The 23,532-nt window shown below is 43.6% G+C and carries 21 protein-coding genes; 9 read left to right on the top strand and 12 right to left on the bottom strand.

Annotation, left to right across the window (positions count from 1 at the left end):
- Nucleotides 1-39 precede the first annotated feature (39 nt).
- The 11 genes from UCH003_RS05850 to murJ all read right to left on the bottom strand — a co-directional run bounded on the left by UCH003_RS05850 (nucleotide 40) and on the right by murJ (nucleotide 13,155).
- On the bottom strand, nucleotides 40-2,127 hold the full coding sequence (locus UCH003_RS05850) for a transporter substrate-binding domain-containing protein (protein ID WP_060825788.1): 2,088 nt from the start codon (nucleotides 2,125-2,127) through the stop codon (nucleotides 40-42).
- 141 nt (nucleotides 2,128-2,268) lie between these two features.
- Nucleotides 2,269-2,946, bottom strand: coding sequence for a YggS family pyridoxal phosphate-dependent enzyme (locus tag UCH003_RS05845; RefSeq protein ID WP_060825787.1), 678 nt, complete (start codon nucleotides 2,944-2,946; stop codon nucleotides 2,269-2,271).
- Entirely contained in the window at nucleotides 2,936-3,994 is a 1,059-nt protein-coding gene (gene rseP / locus UCH003_RS05840) for an RIP metalloprotease RseP (protein WP_060825786.1), read from the bottom strand. Before rseP ends, UCH003_RS05845 begins: the two co-directional genes overlap by 11 nt.
- Nucleotides 3,994-4,536 carry a CDP-diacylglycerol--glycerol-3-phosphate 3-phosphatidyltransferase gene (pgsA, locus tag UCH003_RS05835; protein WP_060825785.1) on the bottom strand — a complete coding sequence of 181 codons (543 nt, stop codon included), beginning with the start codon at nucleotides 4,534-4,536 and terminating at the stop codon, nucleotides 3,994-3,996. The genes rseP and pgsA overlap by 1 nt, the downstream gene beginning before the upstream one ends.
- Nucleotides 4,533-5,300 carry an enoyl-ACP reductase gene (locus UCH003_RS05830; protein WP_060825784.1) on the bottom strand — a complete coding sequence of 256 codons (768 nt, stop codon included), beginning with the start codon at nucleotides 5,298-5,300 and terminating at the stop codon, nucleotides 4,533-4,535. The genes pgsA and UCH003_RS05830 overlap by 4 nt, the downstream gene beginning before the upstream one ends.
- The gene (dapA, locus tag UCH003_RS05825; protein ID WP_060825783.1) at nucleotides 5,300-6,193 is read right to left on the bottom strand and encodes a 4-hydroxy-tetrahydrodipicolinate synthase; all 894 of its coding nucleotides are present in this window, start codon (nucleotides 6,191-6,193) and stop codon (nucleotides 5,300-5,302) included. The genes UCH003_RS05830 and dapA overlap by 1 nt, the downstream gene beginning before the upstream one ends.
- Nucleotide 6,194: 1 nt before the next feature.
- Complete coding sequence (locus UCH003_RS05820; protein ID WP_231964818.1) at nucleotides 6,195-7,454, bottom strand: M16 family metallopeptidase; 1,260 nt, start codon at nucleotides 7,452-7,454, stop codon at nucleotides 6,195-6,197.
- Nucleotides 7,455-7,502: 48 nt separating this feature from the next.
- Nucleotides 7,503-8,564: a quinone-dependent dihydroorotate dehydrogenase gene (locus tag UCH003_RS05815; RefSeq protein WP_060825781.1), complete on the bottom strand. Its 1,062-nt coding sequence runs from the start codon at nucleotides 8,562-8,564 to the stop codon at nucleotides 7,503-7,505.
- Nucleotides 8,565-8,637: 73 nt separating this feature from the next.
- On the bottom strand, nucleotides 8,638-10,371 hold the full coding sequence (locus tag UCH003_RS05810) for an ABC transporter ATP-binding protein (protein ID WP_373028048.1): 1,734 nt from the start codon (nucleotides 10,369-10,371) through the stop codon (nucleotides 8,638-8,640).
- The gene (cysS, locus tag UCH003_RS05805) at nucleotides 10,353-11,759 is read right to left on the bottom strand and encodes a cysteine--tRNA ligase (protein ID WP_060825779.1); all 1,407 of its coding nucleotides are present in this window, start codon (nucleotides 11,757-11,759) and stop codon (nucleotides 10,353-10,355) included. Before cysS ends, UCH003_RS05810 begins: the two co-directional genes overlap by 19 nt.
- Entirely contained in the window at nucleotides 11,746-13,155 is a 1,410-nt protein-coding gene (gene murJ, locus UCH003_RS05800) for a murein biosynthesis integral membrane protein MurJ (RefSeq protein ID WP_060825778.1), read from the bottom strand. The genes cysS and murJ overlap by 14 nt, the downstream gene beginning before the upstream one ends.
- Before the next feature lie 138 nt (nucleotides 13,156-13,293).
- Here murJ and UCH003_RS05795 point away from each other — a divergent pair, with 138 nt between their 5' ends.
- The 9 genes from UCH003_RS05795 to UCH003_RS05755 all read left to right on the top strand — a co-directional run bounded on the left by UCH003_RS05795 (nucleotide 13,294) and on the right by UCH003_RS05755 (nucleotide 22,934).
- On the top strand, nucleotides 13,294-15,222 hold the full coding sequence (locus tag UCH003_RS05795; RefSeq protein WP_060825777.1) for a flagellar assembly protein A: 1,929 nt from the start codon (nucleotides 13,294-13,296) through the stop codon (nucleotides 15,220-15,222).
- Nucleotides 15,219-15,776 (top strand): Holliday junction branch migration protein RuvA, encoded by a 558-nt coding sequence (gene ruvA / locus UCH003_RS05790; protein ID WP_060825776.1) that lies wholly within the window; start codon nucleotides 15,219-15,221, stop codon nucleotides 15,774-15,776. Before UCH003_RS05795 ends, ruvA begins: the two co-directional genes overlap by 4 nt.
- A gap of 14 nt (nucleotides 15,777-15,790) precedes the next feature.
- Nucleotides 15,791-16,828: a D-alanine--D-alanine ligase gene (locus tag UCH003_RS05785; protein ID WP_060825775.1), complete on the top strand. Its 1,038-nt coding sequence runs from the start codon at nucleotides 15,791-15,793 to the stop codon at nucleotides 16,826-16,828.
- Between the two features lie 57 nt (nucleotides 16,829-16,885).
- Complete coding sequence (locus UCH003_RS05780; protein WP_060825774.1) at nucleotides 16,886-17,113, top strand: type II toxin-antitoxin system Phd/YefM family antitoxin; 228 nt, start codon at nucleotides 16,886-16,888, stop codon at nucleotides 17,111-17,113.
- Nucleotides 17,106-17,825, top strand: a complete 720-nt coding sequence (locus UCH003_RS05775; protein ID WP_060825773.1) for an alpha/beta fold hydrolase — start codon at nucleotides 17,106-17,108, stop codon at nucleotides 17,823-17,825. Before UCH003_RS05780 ends, UCH003_RS05775 begins: the two co-directional genes overlap by 8 nt.
- Entirely contained in the window at nucleotides 17,822-18,094 is a 273-nt protein-coding gene (locus tag UCH003_RS05770) for an acylphosphatase (RefSeq protein WP_039672578.1), read from the top strand. The genes UCH003_RS05775 and UCH003_RS05770 overlap by 4 nt, the downstream gene beginning before the upstream one ends.
- Nucleotides 18,094-19,533: a Mur ligase family protein gene (locus tag UCH003_RS05765; protein ID WP_060825772.1), complete on the top strand. Its 1,440-nt coding sequence runs from the start codon at nucleotides 18,094-18,096 to the stop codon at nucleotides 19,531-19,533. Before UCH003_RS05770 ends, UCH003_RS05765 begins: the two co-directional genes overlap by 1 nt.
- 75 nt (nucleotides 19,534-19,608) lie before the next feature.
- The gene (gene pta, locus UCH003_RS05760; RefSeq protein ID WP_039672582.1) at nucleotides 19,609-21,717 is read left to right on the top strand and encodes a phosphate acetyltransferase; all 2,109 of its coding nucleotides are present in this window, start codon (nucleotides 19,609-19,611) and stop codon (nucleotides 21,715-21,717) included.
- The gene (locus UCH003_RS05755) at nucleotides 21,714-22,934 is read left to right on the top strand and encodes an acetate/propionate family kinase (RefSeq protein WP_060825771.1); all 1,221 of its coding nucleotides are present in this window, start codon (nucleotides 21,714-21,716) and stop codon (nucleotides 22,932-22,934) included. The genes pta and UCH003_RS05755 overlap by 4 nt, the downstream gene beginning before the upstream one ends.
- 41 nt (nucleotides 22,935-22,975) lie before the next feature.
- Here the strand turns inward: UCH003_RS05755 and UCH003_RS05750 are convergent, their stop codons facing one another.
- Nucleotides 22,976-23,422, bottom strand: coding sequence for a GatB/YqeY domain-containing protein (locus UCH003_RS05750; protein ID WP_041961686.1), 447 nt, complete (start codon nucleotides 23,420-23,422; stop codon nucleotides 22,976-22,978).
- Nucleotides 23,423-23,532 lie beyond the last annotated feature (110 nt).

The raw sequence follows: 23,532 nt of genomic DNA, 5'->3' as shown, positions 1-23,532 counted from the left end.
TCGGGTTTAAAACGTTGCCGTTTTTCCTCTGTTGATGGATTAGATTTTTAAGCCGATAAGCATAATATCGTCGCTTCGTATTTCACTTCCCTGATACGCATGCAAGGTCTTAATAAAAATTTCTTCTTGATCGGCAAACGGCTCTTGATAGTGCTTTTTGAGTAGGTCCGTAAATCTACTTTTGCCGAAAGGAAAGCCTTTTTCACCGCCGTTTTGATCCCAAAAGCCGTCACTTGTGATATAAAAACGCATGCCTTGTTCGACGGATAATACGTGTTCGCGAAAAACGTATTCGGTCTGTGACTGTTTGTACCCTACGGAGTGTTTATCGCCTTGGAGGATGCTCAGCGTACCGTCGGCTTGAAGGTAAAAAAGCGGTAAACATGCGCCCGCAAACGTGATGCTTGCATTGATTTTGTCGTAAAGAAGAACGGCACCGTCAAACCCCGCATTATTGATGGCCGTGGCATCGTGTTGATTTAAAAGATGCTTGATACTTTGATTGAAAATACCGAGGATTTTGGCCGGACTGATGCGTTCGTGTTGATGACGGATCGTAGCGATAATCTGTCGTTCGACGGCTTTGACAAGCATGGTCACAAAAGCTCCCGCAACGCCGTGTCCGGTACAATCCATCATCATCACGAGTAAAGTGTTACCGTCGTCAAACTCTTCCATAAAATAAATATCGCCGCCGACGATGTCTTTAGGTTGCCAAAGCACGCAATAATCGGAAAAAAAACGGTGTAAAAGCGTATGATTCGGTAGTAAAGAGTGTTGGATCAAGGAGGCATATTCAATCGAATCTTTCATCGCTTTATGACTCTCTTCGACTTCGTGACGGGAAATTTCAAGTTCGTGCTGAATCTTTTTTTGATGCGAAATATCGGCAAAAATGCCGATTAATCCGCCCGGTTTTCCCTTTAACGTTTTAAAACCGTTTACCGAATAGAGCGTATGGTGCACGGCTCCGTCGTGAAAAACCATCTCTTGTTCACGCTTTAACGAAAGCGTGTGTTGAATGACGCGCATGTCCTCTTGATGGTATTTTAAACGATCTTCCGGCGGTAAGTAGTCTAATTCTAAAACGGTTTTTCCGATAAAACGTGTAGAATCGATACCGAAAGCCTCTTCGTATGCTTGGTTAAATCCTAAAAAAACACCGTTTGCGTCTTTATAAAAAAGAGGATTTGGGATAGCGTTTAAGAGATTGTGCATTAAAAAATTAGAATCGGCGAGCTCTTTTTGAATCCTCTTGACACGCCATGTCCAAAAAAGCGTTCCCGCTAAAATCAAGAAAAAGAAAAACAGAATTTTAAACAGCAAATTCCAATTCATAATTTTTTCAACGTTCGTATTGACCCAAAGATTGACAATACGGTTGTGCTCTTCCTGATCGATCGCATCCAAACCTTTTTGAAGAATACCGATCAAAATAGGGTTGTGGACAGACGTCGCGATGCGCAAATCTTTGGGCGCAAAAAGCTCTTCGTCGGAAATGCCGATCACTTTTAGGTTACTCAGTCCGTAACGCTTAATCATATACGTTTCCACCGGAACCAAACCCACGGTTAAATCGGTTTCGTTATAAGCAATACTTTGCAACGTCGATAAGGTATCTTTTTTGAGTGCTAAACGCGTGTTTGGATAATGTTCTTTTAAATAATGATGGTTAAAAAACCCTTCTTCCATAGCGATATTTTTATCAAGAATATCGTGAATCGTTTCGATTTTCCAAGGAGCGTCGTTACGCACGACGACGCAATGAGCGACCGATTGGTAGGGTGTCGTAAACAGAAGGTATTTTTCGCGATCATCGTTTTTCACGATATTGAGCATAACATCGAGACGGTTTTCTTGCATCATGGTCAAAAATTCATTCCATGAATATCCCGTAATATACGCCACTTTTAAGCCGACTTTTTGGGCAATGAGATTCATCACGTCAATCGAAAGACCTTGCGCACGTCCGTCTTCGTAAAAATTAAAAGGTGCCCAATCCATTTCATTGTGAACGCGAACGATCGGATGAGCCTCAATATAACGTTGTTCTTCTTGGCTTAACGCGACTTCACTTGCATGGACGTATAAAGAAAAAAGCAGTAAAGAAAATACTAAAAAACGCATTTCAAACCGCCAAATGGTAAGGTTGCGTTTATTATAACGTAAATCGGTATGATGCGTTTAGAAAAAAGAAGGAAAATATGCGCCGGCAATTAAAAAGGTAACGTTTTTTTAACGTAAACCTTACCCCTATAGGGAAGAATCTTATTTAAATAAAATACTGCCCAAACGAATCATGTTTGATCCACACGCAATCGCTTGCTCAAAATCCCCACTCATACCCATCGAACAGTACTTTGCTCCATGTTTTTGGAGAGACTCAAATAGTTTATAGGTCGTCTCAAAACTCTTTTGAACGATGTTTTGTTCTTCGGTGTGTGCGCCGATACTCATAACGCCTTTGAGCTGAAGATGCTTACATATAAGGCTGATTTGCTCGTACGCTTCAAGCGCGGCTTCGGGCATCACGCCTGCTTTTTGCGCTTCGTACGCGCTATTAATTTGAAGTAAAACATTCATCGTTTTACCTTTGACATGTAAGCGTTTGTCTAGCTCTTGCGCAAGTTCGATCGAGCTTAAAGAGTGCATTAAAAAAGGATCAAGGTCGATGAGTTGGTTGATTTTATTGGTTTGTAAACGTCCGATAAAGTGCCATTCCAACGGAAGAGAGGAGAGGGTATGGACTTTGTCGCTCATATCTTGAACTTTATTTTCGCCGAAACTTCGCTGTCCCGCATGATACATCGCTTCGATCATCGCCGTATCGGCACTTTTGCTCGCCGCTACGATTTTGACGATGTGATGTTCGCTAATCTGTAAACGCGCTTTTTCCACACGCGTCAAAATGTCGTCCAAGGTCGTTACAAAATCTTTAGTTTCCATTGGTTAACCTGTAAATATCGTTAAAAAGGCTCAAAGCCATCAAGCTTAAAAGCACCATCCATCCTGCCGTCGTCATCGTCGCCAAAACGCGTTCGCTCGGTACGCGTTTCGTTACAAGCTCATAGAAATTGAACATTATGTGTCCGCCGTCCAGTGCCGGAATCGGTAAGAGATTGAGAACGCCTAAATTGACGGAAATTAATGCCGTTAAGCCTAAAAGCACCACCAACCCCGCATCACTTGCTTCGGAAGTAACTTTAACGATGGTGATTACACCGCCAAGTTCTTTCATAGGAACTTCTCCGACAATCAATTTTTCCAATCCTTTAACGATCAACGTCGTCGATTGCACGGTCTGATCCCATGCAAAAGCAAGCAGTTCGCTTCCTGCGTAACGAACGTTCATCGTTTGAGTGCTAGGCGCAATACCGATCATTTTTTTATACCGGGTCTCTTTAAACATATTTTGATACGCGCTGATTTTCGGCTCGACCACCAGCGTGTGCACCAATCCTTCTCGTTCGACTTTGACGCGCAATGCGCCTTCGCTTGCTTGAATCGCACGGCTCACGTCGTCCCACGTCTGAATCATGGAATCGTTAATCGAAACGATACGGTCGTTCGTCATGATGCCGGAAACCAGAGCGGGAGAGCTTTCTCCGATTTGACCGACGATAGGCGAAAACTTCGTAATGCCCATCGTACCGGTAGCGATAAAAAGTAAAAACGCCAGTAAAAAGTTGGCAAAAGGACCGGCAAAAAGAATAATCATGCGCTTCCACGGTGCTTGGATCGTGTAACTGTCGGGATCGAAACTGACTTTGGTAGGATCGCGATCGTCTTGACCTTTCATCTGCACGTATCCGCCAAGCGGAATCAGACTGATGCAATATTCGGTTTTGCCGAATATTTTTTTGAAGACTTTTGTGCCAAATCCGATGCTAAAAACTTCGACATGTACGCCAAAAAAACGCGCCGCTAAAAAGTGCCCGAGTTCGTGAAAAAAGATCAAAAACGATAAAACAAGAACGGACGCGAAGATCCCCATTAATGCGTTCCTTTTTTCGTATAACCGATGATATACTCGTATCCCGAATAGAGCGTCAACGCCACGGCCGCCCATAATAAGAGCTCGGCAAAAGGCCAATTCATCATTAAAAAGCCGATAGCGATCATTTGAAGAACGGTTTTGACTTTACCCGCCATCGATGCGGCGATATTTTTTCCTTCGCCGATTGCCGCGACGCGAAGACCCGTAATGAAAAATTCACGCGTTAAAATTAAGTAAATCGCCCACGCATTGGCACGATCGATCATCATCAAACCTAAGAATGCCGCTAAGGTCAGCATTTTATCGGCAAGCGGATCTAAAATAGCTCCCAGTTGCGTTTTTTGATTCCAATTGCGTGCAATGTATCCGTCGAAAAAATCGGTCGCACTCGCAATCACGAAAATCAATGCCGCAAAATAGTCCAGCCAACTGACATGTAAGCCTTCGAATAACGCTAAATCGCGATTGACGAGCAAAACGAACATTAAAGGGGCAAGCGCGATGCGCGTACTTGCCAAAAAGTTGGGTAGGTTCATCATTTAAACGTCGTACCGCCGTCGATAATCAACGTATGTCCCGTTACCCACGACGCTTTATCGGAACAAAGGAATAAGCAAGCACCCGCCAAATCTTCGGGTTGCCCCATGCGTCCTAAAGGCGAAAGTTTTGCCGTAATGTCGCGTACCTCTTCGTAGTTAGTAAATGCACGCAATGCATCGGTTTCGATAGGACCGCCGCTGACCGCATTGACGCGAATGCCTAAAGCTCCGAGCTCCGCCGCCGCATAACGCACCATCGTCTCGACCGCCGCTTTCGCCGTCCCGTGACCCGCGTAATTTTCGATATAGACGAGATTGCCCGTCGAAGAGAGGGAGATGATGCTACCGCCTCCGATTTTTTCCATACGCTTGGCGGCTTCTTGCGCACCGACGACGAATGCGTTGACGGTTGCGGTAAAGATATTATTGATACCTTTGGGTTTTAGTTTCATAAATTTCGTATAACCGCCGACGACGGGTCGTCCGGAGATAATCGCATTGGAAATAAAAAAATCGATGCGATCAAACTCTTTATCGATCTCTAAAAAGAGGTCTTTATAGGTTTCCGGCTCTAAAATATTCAAAGCAAACGCTCTGGCTTTAATGCCGTAAGTTTTTTCCAAATCGTGGACTTGTTCTTTGGCTAGTTCTTCATTTGAGTTGTACGTAAACGCGATATTGACGCCCTCGCGTGCAAATTCATAAACGATTGCTTTACCGATACCGCGCGTACCGCCGCTAATGACCAGTGTTTTACCTCGCATCAAAATCCTTTAATCGTATAATTTTTAAGGGTATTTTCTATTTTTTTCATATTGTCGTGGCTGGGAGCGCATAAAGGCAAGCGGTATTCCAAGGTTTCAAGAAGCCCTGCAATGTACATCGCCGCTTTAATCGGAATCGGGTTGCTCTCGCAAAATAAAATTTTATTGATCTCGTAAAGCGAATCGTTAATCGCTTTAGCACCGTGAAAATCGCCTTTGAGTGCCAAATGCGTCAAATTAGCCGTTTGATCGGGCAAGATATTGGACGTTACGGAAATAACACCCGAACCGCCGTTGGAAAGTATCGGATAATTAATCGCGTCTTCGCCGCTAAAAACGGCAAGTTTCGGCTGATGTGCAAGCAAATCGACGCAACGATCGATTGAACCGGTTGCTTCTTTTACACCGAAAATATTCGGACATGCATCAAAGAGTCTAAAAATCGTATCGGGCAATAAATCGCATCCGGTACGACCGGGAACATTGTACAAAAGCACCGGAATATCCACCGAACCGGCGATGGCTTTGTAATGTTGAAACAGACCTTCTTGAGTCGGTTTATTGTAATAAGGGGTCACGGATAAAATACCGTGTGCGCCGTGCGCTTGGGCAAATTTTGCCAAACCGATCGCTTCGTGCGTAGCATTGCTTCCGGCTCCCGCCAAAACTTTAACGTCGCTTTTGGAACAAACGTCTACGGCAATCTCGATACAGCGGCGATGCTCTTCGTGATCAAGCGTTGCGCTTTCTCCCGTCGTTCCGACGGGCACGACGACGTCGATACCGTTTTTGATTTGTCTTTCTATTAATTTTGCATAATGAACTTCATCGAGTTTTCCGTTTTTAAACGGCGTAATGAGTGCGGTCATGGCACCTTGTAAAACATGTTGCATCTTAATACTCCTTTCGTAATATAACCGTCGTTGATGTTTGCGGAACCAAATATTTTTTGACAACGCCTATAATATCCTCTTTTTTCAGTCGATTGATACGCTCTTCGTAAGATAAAAGCGGAGCAATATCCCCTTTAGCGTAATACGAGCCAAAAAGCGTCGCCAATTCACTTGAACTTTCTAAATTATGAATAAAATCGGCTTTGGTATTGATCTTGATCTTTTCAATATCTTTATCGCTAATATCGCCTTTTTTAAGGCTTTCGATAATTTTTAAAATCTCCGCTTCGACGCTTTCGGCTTTCACACCCGGATTGCATACCGCTAAAAATAAAAAGACGGAAGGATCTTTCGCTTCCATCGCATAGCCGTAAATCTGGTTGACCCATTGTTTTTCGTCTACCAAAACCCGTTGCAATTTACTGCTTTTTCCGCTACTCAAAAGCTCGCTTAAAGCCGAAAGTGCCGCCTGATCTTCGTGTTTAAAATCAGGAATCTTATAAGCGATCGCCACCATTTCGACTTCACTCTCTTTTTTGATCATAATACGCTTAGCCCCGTCTTGTACGGGCTCGACTTGATGGTGCGGTGCGGGAAGATCGCTATCGTTTTTAATGCCTCCGAATTGCTTCTCGACTTCGCTAAAAACGTCGTTGGCGTGAATATCGCCCGCGACAACGACGATCGCGTTTGCGGGTTGATAATATTTCGAGTGAAAACTGCGAATATCTTCAATCGTCCAGTTTTTAATATCGTCTTTAAATCCTATCGGCGTCCAATGGTACGGATGATACGTAAACGCGTTGTTGAAAAGCCGAAAATAGAGATACCCGATCGGCGAGTTGTCGGTTCGCCACAAACGCTCTTCCAAAACGACGTTGCGTTCAGGTTGAAACTCTTCGTCGCTTAAGCGTAGGTTCTGCATCAACTCCGCAAACAATTCCAACGATTTTGAGAGGTTTTTCGATGAACTTTTGATGTAATAATGCGTATAATCAAATCCCGTGGAAGCGTTGTTAACGCCGCCGAATCCTTTGACGACTTCGTCAAACTCGCCGGCTTTCAGATTTTTCGTCGATTTAAAGTTCAAATGTTCCAACATGTGAGCGATACCGCTTTTCCCCATTGTTTCGTTTCCGCTACCGACGCGGTAAAAAATATCCGTCGTAATAACGTCGCTTTTATTGTTCATGGGAATAACGACGATTTGAAGACCGTTGTCCAAAGTTTTTGTGAAATGTTGCGGCAACGAATTAGCCATTAATGCTCCTAAAAAAAGTAAAAATAATCCTAACGCTTTCATACGGTATCATCTCCTATCCGATCCTATCAATTCGCCGATACGGCTAAATCCTTCGTGTTCCATACGTGCCAAGATGCCTAAATTGATCTCTTTATTGACGCTCGGTCCTTTAAAAATAAACGACGTGTACGTCTGAACAAGGCTTGCGCCCGCTTTAAGCCTTCGATACGCTTCTTCCGCCGAGTCGATACCGCCGACGGAAATCAACGTCGTTTTGCCGAAAAATTCTTTGGCAAGGGCTTCAAACAAAGCAAAGCTTTTTTCCTTCAAGACTTTACCGCTGATGCCGCCGAAATCTTTGGCGTTTTTCAGCAGGCTATAATCGATCGTCGTATTGGTCGCGACGATACCCGCCGCACCGTTTTCGAGGGCGCACGAACACAAATCAATCGCATCTTTGACCGTCAAATCCGGAGCGATTTTGAGTAAAACGGGTTTACTCGTCAATGATTTTGCCATGACGAAAAGGTCTTTGATAAACGCTTCGTTTTGCAAATCGCGTAGACCCGGAGTATTGGGCGAGGAGATATTGATGACTAAATAGTCGCTCAAACGATCAAATTGACGAATCAATTGCTCGTAATCTTTGAGCGCGTCCTCGCTCGGCGTTACTTTGTTTTTGCCGATATTGGCACCCAAAGGCGTCGCAAAAGGGTAGAGCGATTCTAAACGCTTTGCGATCACGTCCATGCCTTCGTTGTTAAAGCCCATCGCATTTTGAATCGATTCTTCTTCGACAAAGCGAAACAGTCTGGGTTTGGCATTACCGCTTTGGGGTTTGGGAGTAATCGTACCGTACTCGATATAGCCAAATCCAAGGGCGGTAAGCATTTTAATCATCGTCGCGTTTTTATCAAATCCCGCACCCAATCCCAGAGGGTTTAAAAACGTACAACCGAAAAGGTTTTGTTCCAAGCGTTTGTCGTGAACAAAAAAGCGTTCCGCCAGAAGAGGAAGTATAAAGGGAGCGTACTTGGCACCGTTTTTAAAGAAAAATTCTGCAATATGATGCGCATTTTCAGGGGAAAAATTGAACATAAGTTTTTTCATCGTCGCATAATCAAACATCTTTCGTTTCCTTGGCATATAAGTACGCGATTATACCCCATTGAACATAAAAGATGGTTGATTTAAGGCGCGTTTAATACTGTAAACTTTTCAGCTGAACATACTCGGCAGAACTGTTTTGCAACTCTTCGTCACTGCCTAACGCGACGATGCGTCCTTGTTTTAAAAAAGCGATTTTATCAGCTTTTTTAATCGTTGAGAGCCGATGGGCAATCACGAACGTGATTTTATCTTTAACGAGGTTTTCGATTGCTTCGGTTATTTTTTGTTCGCTATGCGAATCCAACGCTGAAGTCGCTTCGTCTAAAATTAAGATTTGAGGGTTTTTATAAATGGCTCTGGCAATGGCGATACGTTGTCTTTGTCCGCCTGAAAGATTCGTACCGAATTCGTCCAAATGGGTATAAATACCGTGTTCGAGATCTTGGATAAACTCATAGGCATTGGCTTTTTTCAAAGCTTCGATGACGCGTTCTTCTTCGATCGTTTTACCGTAAGCGACGTTCGCCGCAACGGTGTCGTGAAAGATATAAACCCGTTGCGTCACCATACCGATTTTTTCGCGTAAAGCGTGCAAATCAAAGGAAGAGAGGGAACGCTCGTTGAGCAAAATATCTCCGCTTGAGGGAGCGTAAAAGCGCATCAAAAGGTTCATTAAAGAGCTTTTGCCGCCGCCGCTGTTACCGATGAGTGCGACCATTTCTCCGGATTTGGCGTCCAAATCGACGCCTTTGAGTGCTTCTTGATTGCCGTACGATAAAAAGACGTTTTCAAACCGAATCGTTTCGATTTTTTCAGGCAATGCCGAACCGCCGTTTTGCACGCTCGGTTCCAAGTCCAATAAAAAGAAAATACGCTCGCTGGCAACAATGGCGTCTTGCATTTTGTTGTAAAGACCCGATATCTTTTTAATCGGCGTATAAAGCATAAAAAGAGCCGCTAAGAACGAGAAGAAAGCCCCTACGCTCATAGCTCCTTGAATGACTTCGTTTCCGCCGACGATAATGACGACCGCAACGCCGATAGAGCCTAAAATTTCCATGACGGGGCTGACGAGCTCATTGACTTTGGTCGCTTTCATTGTAAGTTTAAAGTAGCGTTCGTTCTCGTTCTTAAACAAGGTATGTTCGTACGCTTGCGCATTGTTAGCTTGGATAATTTCGATATTGTTGAAAATCTCACTGAGTTTTGCCGTAATGTCGGAAACTTTTTCTTGCGACTGCCGTGAGACCTTTTTCATTTTTTTAGAAAGGCGACTGAGCGGATAAATCGCTAAGGGCATAATCACCAAGGCATAAAACGCCAGTTCCGAATTTTGATAAATCACGACGCCGATCAACCCCAAAATCGTAAACGACTCTTTTAAGAGCTCGGGAACAAGATTGGAAACGACGGTTCGTACGCGTTCCACGTCGTTCGTATTGCGGCTGATCAGTTCACCCGTTCGGTATTCGTGAAAAAACGACAAGTCTAAGCGTAAAAGATTTTGAAGCATCAAATCGCGGAATCGACGAATTAAATCTTGCCCGATATAAGCGGTATAGTACGCTTGCATATACCTGCCTGCTTCTTTTAAACCGTAAACGAGAATAATAACGTAAGGCAAACGCGCCAACATTTCGTGGTCTTTTGCGATAAAAATTTTATCCAACAAAGGTTGCACGAGATAGGCCGAAAAAGCGGTTCCGCCGCTTGAGAGAATCATCCCGATGACGACCAAAACAAAGTAGGGGATATAATCTTTAAAAAAAGGTTGAAAACGTTTAAAAATAACTTTCATACCGCCCATTAAAGTACCTTCTCCCATTGCGTGCCGTTTGGCGTATCCATCAATTGAATCCGTTTGGATTCCAAAAGAGCGCGAATCTCATCGGCTTTGGCAAAATCTTTAGCTTTTTTAGCAAGAGCGCGTTCTTCGATCAATGCTTCGATGTGAGCTTTTTCGGCATCGTCAACGCCGAGCTGAAAGTACATATAAGGATTGTAAAGTCCTATGCCCAAAAGCGACTCTATCCAATGAAGATTGGCGTGTGCTTGACGTTTGAGAGCTTTATCTTTCGGATTTTGATCGATTTGATCGTTAAAACGCGAAATCGTTTCATCTAAAATCGCCAAGGCTTTTGAGATATTCAGGTCGTCGCACAACGCCTCTAGCATCTGGTCGCGAAAAAGAGGCTCAACGGGCGTTTCATCCCTTGCGATGTCAAAAACGCGTTTTTTCAATCGATACACTTTGTCCAAACGTTTTTTGCTCATTAAGAGGTCTTCTTCGGAAAAGTTAAAATTAGCGCGATAATGCGTCGAGAGAAGATAAAAACGAAGCACTTCGCCGTCGTAGTGTTTCAAGGCGTCTTTAAGAAAAAAACTGTTTCCGAGCGATTTGCTCATTTTTTCGCCGTTGATGGTAACAAAGCCGTTATGCATCCAGTATTTTGCCAATTCCTGATCGCTTTTACATCGGGTTTGCGCCGCTTCGTTTTCATGGTGAGGAAAGAGCAAATCGGCTCCGCCGGCGTGAATATCGATCTGGTAGGCACCGTCACGATAGGCTAAATGTTTCTCGATCATCGCCGAACATTCGATATGCCATCCGGGACGTCCCGCGCCAAAAGGTGCAGGGTAGCTCGGCTCGTTTGCTTTGGAAAATTTCCATAAAGCAAAATCTTTGGCGTCTTTTTTCTCTTCTTTCGTCTCAACCCTCGCAAGAGCGGTTTCTTCTTCCATACTGCGATGGCTAAGGCAGAGGTATTTCGTATCTTTGGACGTATCGAAATAGATGCCGTCGCTCGTGCCGTACGCAACGCCTTTGGCAAGCATCGTTTCGATAAACGCGATGATCTCGTGAATCGTTTGGGTCGCTTTAGGCTCGATGTCGGCATCATCGACATGTAAAGCTCGCATCTCGTCTTTGTAACGTTCGATGTAAAACGCGGTGATCTCGTCTAGCGATTGACCGCTTTGGTGCATTTTAGCGATAATTTTATCGTCGATGTCGGTAAAGTTTTTGACGAAACAGACCCGATACCCCGATGCGATCAAAACGCGACGCAACAAATCGAATGCAACCGCGCTTCTGGCATGCCCCAAATGAGCATCGTCATAAACGGTCGGACCGCAAACGTATAGTTTTGCTTCGCCCTGACGTATCGATTCGAAAAGAACTTTCTTTTTTTGAGCCGAATCAAAAATGTACATGTAAGAATTCCTTGAAAAAATAGAGTAATACCGCTTCCGCGACGAGAACGAGCGCTAAGAGGATTAATTTTTTATCGTACAGTATAGCAAAAAAGGCTTGAGTGCCGAACGATCGAATCGTTAAGGACAGAAGCACGCATGCCGATAACGATCCCGCCAATGCAAGCCCTGCCGCCCCCATAGGTTGAATCAGCGCAAACGAGAAGAGAAGGTTAGTACCTAGCGCGTACATGGCGATTACCGCCGCCTCTTTTTGCCGCATGCTCGCATAAAGCCACAACGAAAAGAGCTTGGAGAGCCCAAAGGGAATCAAGCCTAACATGTACATCGCCAAAACCCATGAAGTGACTTCCGCATCGTGACTTGAAAACGAGCCTCTTTCAAACAAAAGCCAAACGATTTCTCGGCTTAACATACAACCTCCGAGCGTCGACGTCGTCAGCAAAAAAGCCAAAATCCAAAAGCCCTGCGAGAGTAGCCGCGTTGCTTCCGCTTCGTCGTTTGCTTTAAGCAATCGCGTCATTTTCGGAAAAATACCCGTCGTCAAAGCAATCGCAAAAAGGGCTAAGGGCAGTTGAAAGATACGGTTACCGTAATAAAGATAACTAATACTCCCCGTGACTAAAAAACTTGCCAAAGTCGTATCGACGAAAGAGACGATTTGGGGCGTCGAGTTTCCGACGATCGAATGCAAGAACGAGCGGTTAAAGCTTTTTTGCGTCGCTTGAAGTGCCGCATCGTTTCGTTTTCGATGCGCAAAACCGGCACGAAAGAGTTTACACAGGTTCTCTTTTTTAAGCGCGATTACATGCGCCAAAACCTGTAAAATACCGCCGAGTAAAACGCCGTAACTGAGGGCATATACGATGGTTTTACGATCCCAATTTTGAAACAACAATAATGCGGCGATCATACCGATGTTTAACAATGCCGTCGAAAACGCCGTTACGGCGAAACGGTGTTTGTATTGCAACAACGACCCTAAAAGCGTCACGATAAAAATGAGCGGAAGGTAGTAAAAATTGATCGCAACGAACGGAGCGGACAGGGCAACCGTCTCCTCGTCGAACCCGAACGCGATGACTTTGGCAAAAAATTCGCTAAAGAGTGTTACGAAAAGGGAAAAAACGACGAGGAAAAGTAAAAAGCGTACAAAAATACGATACGTAAAAAGCGATTTGTGCGTCGTTTTGATAAAGACGGGAATAAAGCTTTGCGTAAACGCACCTTCGGCAAAAATCCGCCTAAAAAGGTTTGGAAATTTAAAGGCAACGAAGAAAATATCGCTGTAAATATTGGCTCCTAAAATCGAAGCACTCAGCATGTCGCGGATGAATCCGAAAATTCTCGAAACCAATGTTCCGATACTGTTTGTAAAAAATGATTTGATAAGCATTTCGAATTTTATCCAAAAATCGTTTAAACAAATTTTTTATCTATTTTTTGCTAAGATACCCTTATATTTATTTTTGAATGTGCCGATATTTAGGCTAAAGTAAGCCTTTTGGTTTATGAGAATTATGAGGAAAACACTTTGGGACTGTTTGATAAAATTAAAGGGGTAGGCTCAAACGAAACGGCTTTAAACGAAAGCCAAACGTCGGAGTTTAAATCCATCATCATCGATACGACCAACGTTCATAAGGAACTGAAAAATATTGCGTTAGCCCAACATGTCAAGCCGACAGAATTGGGATTTAAGTTACTCAAAGTAACAACGTTTTTCAGCGACGAAAAAAGCGAAAACAATGAAGTGACCGAAGAGCTGATGAAGCTCTTTTTAGACGATACGTTTTTGCTCAATCCAAATCTTAAAATTTCACAATATTACCGTGTCGAAATCTATAAAATCGATCCGACCCAAGAGACGATCGAACTTCCCGAAATCGCTTTAAGCGGCAATAAGAATTTGACGAAAATTATCGCCAAAGTGTCGCAAAGCCATCACGTTACCTATAGTTCAAGACTCGAAGAGATGATGCTCCATGATATTCAGACCAAAAAAATAAAGGCGGGTATTTTGGTCGGCATTCGCGATCAAAACATGTACAAAGAGGTTAAAAAACTCGTAGCGAATATTCGCGTAAACGGATTTTTAGACCAAGACGTTTCGTTTGTCGTCTGCCAAGGCGTCGATGAAATCCCATGCATCAACGACGATCTCATTTTTCATTACAAAAAGAAGATGAATGCAAAAACATCCGACGGTAAGGTCGATTATTCCAAACGCGGATACGTTTTGGCCGTCGAAAAAGACGAATGTATCATCGAGTACGTCAAGCCTCAACCCGGAACGCCCGGACGCAATTGCCGAGGTGCTTTTTTACCCGTCAAGGAACCGAGAAAAAGCAACGATACGGCGATCGTCGTTTCGGCGAACATTACGAAAAAAGAGAATGAAACCGGCATCAAATACATTGCAAACCGCGGTGGATACGTTAATTTCGACAAAGGTAGCTACGACATCCAAGATCAGATGGAAATCAATGAAATTAGCTTTCGCTCAACCGGCTCGATCGATACCAACCTTAACTCGAACATCAAGATAAACATCAAAGAAAAAGACATTTTAAAAGACGCTATCGGTGCGGGTATGAGCGTTGAGACTTCCGAAGTCCACGTTCAAGGTAACATCGGAAGCGGTGCCAAAATTAAAGCTAAACTGGCCGAAATCGGCGGACAGACGCATCAAAGTGCCGTGATCGAAGCCGATAAAATCATCATCGCGGTGCATCGAGGCGAAGCCAACGGGCAAGACGTCCAGATCGATCGTTTGGAAGGCGGTAAAGTCATCGCCGATACGGTACATGTCAAACAGATGATCGGCGGCGAAATTAATGCCAAGATCGTAAAAATCGAAAATCTCATCTCCAACGGGAAGATTACGGCCTCGGAAGTGATTGAGATCCAAGAGCTCAAGGGCAATAATAACAAGCTGATTATCGATCCGAGCGTTACCAAAGAGTTTAACGAAATGATTGCTTCAATCAATCGTAAAATCGAAAAACTTGAAGAAGAGCTCAAAGCATATCCAAGGCAACTCAGTGCCAAAAAAGAGTACATCGATAAGAACAAACCGATGGCGGAAATGGTCAAAGACAAAATTTTAGAGTTGAAACGAAACGGCGTCGAACCTCCCGTCACGCTTTTTGCGAAAATTAAAGATTTTCAGGAAAAAGTGTTGGATTACAATACGGTTTTGCAAACCTTTAAAGACAAAAAAGAAGAGCTTCAAGAGTTTCGTGAAGACCTCAATAAAGTACAAAACAAAGTTTTTTCGGCTAAAATTATCAATCATTCCGCATGGAAAGAGTTTAACGAAGTGAGATTTAAACTGATTTCGCCGCCTAAAGACGTGACGTATAACCCCAAAGAGCATGAAATTTCACGCGAAATTACGCTCAAAGACTTAGGTAACGGCGAGCAAAAAATTATACGTTCAAGCGAGTATAGCAGCAAATGATTGTAGGTATTGAAGGAAAAATTGTCAAAAAAGAGATCACCGCGCTGCACCTCAAAATCGCTTCGGGTATCACGTATAAAATCTTTATTTCGTTGTTTAGCCTCGGTAAGATTACCTCGGACGCAATCAGCTTACATGTCACGCAAATTATTCGCGAAGATCAACATAGCCTTTACGGTTTCGTCGATGAAAACGAAAAAAAAGTTTTTGACACCTTAATCAAACTAAACGGCATCGGTCCCTCAACCGCGCTTGCGGTCTGTTCAACGTTGAGTCCGGACGATTTTACGCAAGCGTTACTCAGTCAAAACGTTCACGCGTTTCAAAAAGTTCCCGGTATCGGGCCTAAAAGCGCCAAACGTATTTTGGTCGAATTGAGCGACTTTTCGCTTCACTTATCCGATGAGGAGAGTAGCGGTGGCAGTATGTTGGAAGCGACCATGGCTTTGGAAAGTTTGGGTTTTAAAAAAGACGCGATCAAAAAAGCTTTAGGTTCTCTTCAAAGCGGCGATACGCAAACACTTATCAAAGAAGCTTTACGAAAGCTTAGTTAAAAGAAGGATACTTTATGACTCTAGCCGTTTTATTCGGAGCACACAGTTTTGAGCACGAAATCAGCGTCGTTAGTGCGATCGCACTCAAAAAAATACTTCCGAAAACCGAAATCGTCTATATTTTCTGCGATTACGATCGCAATTTTTACCTGATTCCGACCGAGACCATCACGTCAAAACGTTTCAGTAGCGGCGCATACAAAAACGATACGGCGTTGGTTTTAAAACAAGGCGGTTTTTACGCGAAAAAGATTTTAGGCGAACGTAAAGTAGCTTTTGACGTCATGGTCAATCTCGTTCACGGAATGGACGGCGAAGACGGAACACTCAGCTCGATGCTTACCTTTTTCGGCGTTCCGTTTATCGGTCCTCGAACCGAGGGCTGTGCGATCAGCTATAACAAGCTCTTTACCAAACTCTATGCGCAAGAAGTCGGCGTAAACGTGCTTGACTACCAAGTGCTGCGCAAAGATTCTCCGATGCCGATTCGCATCGAGTATCCGTTTATCGTCAAGCCGCTTCGTTTGGGAAGTTCTATCGGTATCAGCGTCGTGAAAGGGGAAAAAGAGCTTTCATATGCCTTGGACGTTGCGTATGAGTTCGACGATACCGTGCTGATCGAACCGTTTAAAAAAGGGGTTAAAGAGTTTAATTTAGCGGGATGCAAAGCCGACGATTTTATTTTTTCAATCATCGAAGAGCCTCAAAAAGAGGAATTTTTGGATTTTGATAAAAAATACCTCGATTTTTCACGCACAAAGCGCGTTAACGAAGCGACGATCGACGAGCGGCTCGAACAATCGATTCGCGAAGCATTTAAACGACTTTACGATCCTTTATTTATCGGGGCATTGATTCGCTGCGATTTTTTTGTGATCGACGATGAAGTCTACCTCAACGAAATCAATCCGATTCCGGGCAGTATGGCCAATTACCTCTTTGATGATTTTGAAGGGGTTTTATATGCATTGCGTTATCATCTTCCGCAAGGTATCGCGATGCCGAAAGCGTATCGCTATATCAACTCGATTCAAGCAGCAAAAGGGAAATAAAAGCCTCTTTTTCGTATGATTTTACATAAAATTATGCACAAAAAGAGGTTCAGCGCTATGATGACCTATGCAAAAGACGAAATAATGACGGCGACCGATATGGTGCGAAACTTTAGTACGGTTTTGGGCAGTATTACCAAAGGGAAGCAAAAGCGCGTCGTTATCGTTAAAAACAATCACTTTGAAGCAGTGATGATTCCGATAGACGCTTACGAAAAAATGAGTGAAGCGGTTGAAATTTTAGAAAAAATCTACGCCAGCACGAAAAAGAAGAGCGATGGCTAAGAAAGAGATTGTATTTCAAAATAACACGTACGCGCTCTCCTACGAATTGCTCAATCTTGATCAACCTCAAACGATTCTGTTCTTACACGGCTGGGGAAGCAACAAAGAGATTATGAAGCAAGCGTTTGGAAAGTGTTTTCCTTCCTATCAGCATCTTTACCTTGATCTTCCCGGTTTTGGGCACTCTCCGCTTGATCGCATCATTATCACCCAAGAGTATGCCGACATCGTTAGGGTCTTTCTAAAAGCCTTACATGTAAAACCCCTTATGATCGTCGGGCACTCCTACGGCGGCAAGGTGGCAACGCTTTTAGCACCTGAGGTTTTGGTCTTGCTTTCCAGTGCGGGTATTGTTCCGCCAAAGTCTTTGAAAGTAAGGTTCAAAATTGCTCTGTTCAAGCTGCTTAAACCTTTTGCACCACGCTCTTTTTACCGTCTTTTTGCTACCAAAGATGTGGATGGCATGAGCGATGTGATGTATGAAATTATCAAGCGTGTTGTGAATGAAGATTTAAGTCCGCATTTTCTTACATGTAAAGCAAAAGCGTTTTTGTTTTGGGGCAAAGACGATACCGCAATGCCTCTTCAATGTGGCGAGAAAATGCATGCCTTGATCAAAGGAAGCCGTTTTTTCCCTTTGGAGGGTGATCATTTCTTTTTTTTACGAAACGGCGAAACAATCGAAAAAATTATGATGGAGTCTTTGGGTTGAGTACATATCGGATGATTGTGACAGGGCGCGTTCAAGGCGTTAATTATAGAAAATACGTGCTCGAAGTTGCCCACGCACTTGAGTATTACGGATACATCCGCAACCTAGCGGACGGTAGCGTTGAAGTGGTTTTGAATGCCGATTACGAAGAAGATTTGGAATTTTTTATCAGTAAATTATACGACGGTTCTTTGTTTTCCGACGTGAAAAACGTTACATGTGAAAAAATCGAGTCGATGCATTTCGATACTTTCGAGAAGAGGGCGTAATGGAACTGTTGATACAGGTAAGTTCGCAACTGCTTTTAACCTTAGGTCTTGGCTATTATTTTATGAGTGCTATGCAATGGTATTCCTATCGATTAGAACGTTTGTGTTTTCACTACCATCGTTACGATTGGCATCTTTATTTTCTAGCCGTACCGCTTGCGGGTTATTATCTTTTATCGGGATGGCCGGTTCTACTGTGGAGTATCGGTTATCTTTTTGCTCTTTTCGCATGGCATCGTAAGCTCGATAAAAAGCTCGTTTTTACCCCTCGCGTAAAGCGTTTTTTTCTCTTTTTACTCTTAGCGGCTTTGTTTCAAGATACGCTATGCATCAGTGTTTGGCACGGTTGCGAGACGTTTGGCGTTTTGATTCCTCTTCTAACGGCGCATATGATCGCACTTTCGTACGAAAAGATTCTTTTTGAAGGTTTTAAACGATCCGCACGTCAAAAATTGATGCACAATCCTTCGTTAAAAGTCGTAGCGATTACGGCGAGTTACGGTAAAACCAGCATTAAAAATTTTTTAGCACATATTCTCTCTTTTGCCTATCGCGTCTATAAAACACCCCGTAGCGTTAATACGTTAGGCGGTATTATCAAAGATATTAACGAAAACCTACCCGAAGCGTGCGACGTCTATATCGTCGAAGCCGGTGCTAGGCTCAAAGGCGACATTGACGAAATCGCACGTTTCGTCAATCCTCATATCGCCGTTGTAGGGTGCATCGGTGCTCAACATATCGAATACTTCAAAACGCTCGAAAACATTCGCAATACGAAAATGGAACTTTTACACTCCACACGCCTTGAAAGAGCGTTTGTTCATGAGAGTGCGCATGCTAAAGCAGGCGGATGTATCAGTGTTTTCGGTTCGGAAATTACGGACGTCGACGCCACCTTAGAAGGACTATCGTTTACGATTCCGATTGAGGGAAGAGAGGAACGCTTTCATTGTAATCTTTTAGGGGCATTTAACGCCGCCAACTTAAGTGCGGCTATTTACGTCGCGCATGCTTTAGGCATTGATACGGAGACGATTCGCGCTTCGGTTTCGACCTTGCGTAGTGTCGAACATCGTTTAGAGCGTATCGAAGCCGGCGGAAAAATCATTATCGACGATAGCTTTAACGGTAATTTAGAAGGAATGCTCGGTTCGTATGACTTAATCGCGACGTATCAAGGTCGTAAAGTGATCATTACGCCGGGTATCGTTGAAAGTAACGAACACGACAATACGCTTTTAGCGAAAAAAATCGACGATGTTTTCGATCTGGTGATTATTACCGGAAAAACGAATGTTACGATACTAAACAAAGCGATTCAAAAAGCTCAAAAAATTATTTTATCCGATAAAAGTACACTCCAAGACGTATTAGCCGAGTTTACGCAAAAAGGCGACATTATCCTTTTTTCCAACGATGCGCCGAATTTTATGTAGTCATTTTATTTTGTTATATCTTTATTAGACGTTTGCTATAGTATAGTGAGTAGAGTTACATTTAAAAGGAGAGAGATGAAAACGAAAAGTTTGTATATTTCATCGCTAGCACCCGCGGCCGGTAGTTTGGTCGTAGCGATGGGTATCATGGAGCTTTTAAAAGGACGTCTAGGCAAAGTTGCTTTTTTTCGCCCCGTCGTTGCAGACGACAAAACGGTCGATAAAGATATCGAGTTTATGCTTGAACATTATGCCTTGGGTATGGACGTTCATGAAATGGTCGGTTATAGCGTTCACGAAGTCGAGAGTTTGGTTGCCGAAAACAAATATAACGAAGTGCTTGAAACGCTGATCGATAAATTGAAGAATTTAGAGAGCCGGTACGACTTTGTATTGATTGAGGGATTAAACCAATCCAACTTTTCGCCGACGATCGATTTTGATATTAATCTCTCCATCGCCAAAAACCTTAGTAGCCCTTTTATTAGCGTTTTAAAAGGTAAAGGTAAAAACGTTAAAGAGGTAATCGACGAAATTCATATCGAAGCCGAAGCCATTAAAGCGGCAGGTTGTCAGCACTTTGCGACTTTTGTCAACCGCTTAGGCGAAACGGAATGGGAAGCGCTTAAAGAGCTGACGCAAAAAGAGTCCTTACAAGAAGCGCCTCTGTACTTTTTACAAGAGATTCCCGAACTGGATACGCCTACCGTCGCCGAAATCAAAAAAACGTTAGGATGCGTTCATATCTACGGAGAAGAAAAAGATTTACGCCGCGTGGTCAAACAAAGCAAAATCGCCGCTATGAAACTCGATAATTTTTTAGAATACATCGAAGACGGCGATTTAATTATTACCTCGGGCGACCGATCCGATATTATCGTAGGATGCTTAAGCACCGTTTTTTCAAACAACTATCCGAATATCTCGGGTATTTTACTCACCGCAGGTATGATGCCGCACAAGTCGATTAACAAATTGATTGCGGGATTTAAAGACCTTTCCATTCCCATTTTAAGCGTCGACGAGGGTACGTTTACCACTGCCGTCAACGTTGCCAACGTGCCTGCCCGCATTACGCCGCAAAGCGTACGTAAAATTGCGCTTGCTATGGGACTTTTCTCGTCTAATGTCAATATTGAAGAGATGCATCGCTCTATCAATATGCCTTCTTCCGCAAGCTCGATTACACCGGTAATGTTTGAATACGCCTTGTTCGAAAGAGCACGAAGAGATCGCAAACGCATTGTTCTTCCGGAAAGTAATGACGAACGTATCTTGCGAGCGACGGAGATTTTGCTTCGACGCGACGTTGCTGATATTATCTTACTCGGTGTCGAAGAAGAAGTACGACAGAAAAGTGCTACGCTAGGGCTGGATATTAGCAAAGCGACGATTATCGATCCGCTCAACTCTTCGCTTATGGACTCTTTCGTTACCTCTTTTTACGAGATGCGTAAAGCCAAAGGCTTAACCCTCGAAGTCGCTAAAGACAGTATGATGATGAAAAATTACTTCGGTACGATGATGGTGTATTTGGGACATGCCGACGGTATGGTTTCCGGTGCGATTCATACGACGCAAGAAACGATTCGTCCGGCACTTCAGATCATTAAAACCAAACCGGGTATTTCCATCGTATCAAGCCTCTTTTTTATGTGTTTGGATACGCGCGTTTTAGTTTACGGCGACTGTGCCGTTAACCAAGACCCCAATGCGGAAGAGTTAGCGCAAATCGCTATCTCGTCTGCCGATACGGCAAAAATGTTCGGTATTGAGCCGAAAATTGCGATGCTTTCGTACTCTACGGGAGATTCCGGCAAAGGCGAAGAGGTCGAAAAAGTACGCTTGGCGACCAAAATCGTCAAAGAAGCTCGTCCCGATCTTTTGGTCGAAGGGCCGATACAGTACGATGCGGCAATCGACCCGATCGTTGCAAAAACAAAACTGCCTAATAGCCACGTTGCGGGGCAAGCAACGATTTTCATTTTTCCGGATCTCAACACCGGTAATAACACGTATAAAGCGGTTCAGCGAAGCTCCGGAGCCGTTGCTATCGGTCCGGTACTTCAGGGATTACGCAAACCGGTCAACGACTTAAGCCGAGGCTGTTTGGTTCCCGACATCGTCAATACGGTTGCCATCACGGCAATCCAAGCGCAAAGCGGCGAAGGGGAGGCTCAATGAAAATTCTAGTGCTCAATGCGGGAAGTTCTTCAATTAAATACCAATTAATTAACATGGAAAATTATGCCGTCATTGCCAGCGGCTTAATCGAGCAAATCGGGGAAAACTCTTCGCTTGCACGTATTAAATACCTTGACAAAGAGGGTGCTGAACAAAAAATTGAGCATAAATTGCCGATTCCAAACCATGAAATCGCTTTAAAACTCATGAGCGCACTTTTGATCGAATCGAGTGCCATTCACGATTTAAACGACCTTGACGGAATAGGGCACCGCGTCGTGCAAGGCGGCTCTTCTTTCCGTGAACCCGTAATCGTCGATGAATGGGTCGCCTCGGAAATCGAACGCTTGATTCCATTGGCACCGCTTCACAATCCGGGGCATTTAGCCGGTATTAAAGTTTCTTTGGAACAAAGCCCCAGCGTTCCGCAAGTCGTCGTATTTGATACGGCTTTTCACGCGACGATGCCGCCGCATGCTTACATGTACGCAATTCCTTATCATTATTACGAAGATTTAAAAATCAGACGCTACGGTTTTCACGGAACTTCGCATCGTTTTGTCGCAAAAGAGGCGGCAAAATTTATGGGCAAAAAGCTTTCTCAACTGAACGCAATTACCTTGCACTTGGGAAACGGCGCAAGCGTCAGTGCAATTCAAAACGGGCAGAGCGTCGATACTTCTATGGGGTTAACACCGCTTGAAGGATTGATGATGGGAACGCGAAGCGGCGATATCGATCCGGCCGTTTTATTTTACCTTGCACGCAAAGAAGGTTTGGATATTGAAACCTTAGATCGCGTCTTAAACAAAGAAAGCGGTCTCAAAGGCATTTGCGGTATCAATGACATGCGAGAAGTCGGGCAAATGGCAGAAGAGGGTAACGAAAAAGCTCAATTGGCATTGGAAATGTTCAACTACCGCATCAAAAAATACATCGGTGCCTACAGTGCCGCATTAGGACGCGTCGATTGTATCGTCTTTACCGGAGGTATCGGAGAAAATGCCCACAACGTTCGTGCTAAGAGTTGCGAGAATCTTCAAAATCTGGGTATCGAAATCGATCCGATTCTCAATCAAAAACGTTCTTCGCGTACCATGCAAATTAGCACAAAAGAGAGTCCTGTGACGGTACTGGTCATTCCGACGAACGAAGAGTTAGAGATTGCCCTACAGACGCAAGAAGTCATTTTGGCGCATAAACAAAAGCTTCACTAAAAAAAGACGACATGTAAGAGAAAATCTCTTACATGTCACTTTTACGCTAACATGGTTTTTGCGATAAGATTAATACGTTTTCCATCTGCCACGCCGGCACATTCGCTTAAAATAACCGGCATCAATTTTCCAATCTCTTTCATGGAACTAATGCCTAAAGCGGCAATATGTTTTTGAATAATAGCTTTCAGTTCGTCATCGCTTAATTGCTGAGGCAAATAACTTTTAAGCAGTGAAGCTTCCGCCGTCTCTTTTTCGACAAGATCGTTACGCCCGGCTTCTTGAAACGCGCTAATCGCGTCTTCGCGTTGTTTGAGGGATTTTTGGATAATTTTCATAATATCTTCATCGCTCAACTCTTTGCGCTCGTCAACTTCGATTTGTTTGAGAGCACTCATTAAAAAGCGTATCGCGTCGCGTTTAAAAACATCTTTGTTTTTCATGGCTTCTTTCAAGTCGTCTTGAAGTTTCGTTTTTAATTGAGACATCTTTTTCTCCTGTATTCATACAATGTGAAATGTAAAAGGTATTTTATAGTTTATATTATAAAAAACGCCCATAAAAAAGGGTTGTTAACGATAAAATGACTGTCATAAAT

Source organism: Sulfurospirillum cavolei (genome assembly GCF_001548055.1).
In the GTDB taxonomy this organism is placed as follows: domain Bacteria; phylum Campylobacterota; class Campylobacteria; order Campylobacterales; family Sulfurospirillaceae; genus Sulfurospirillum.
Note: the sequence above shows the minus strand (reverse complement) of the source record. Positions and strands in the feature narration are given on the sequence as shown.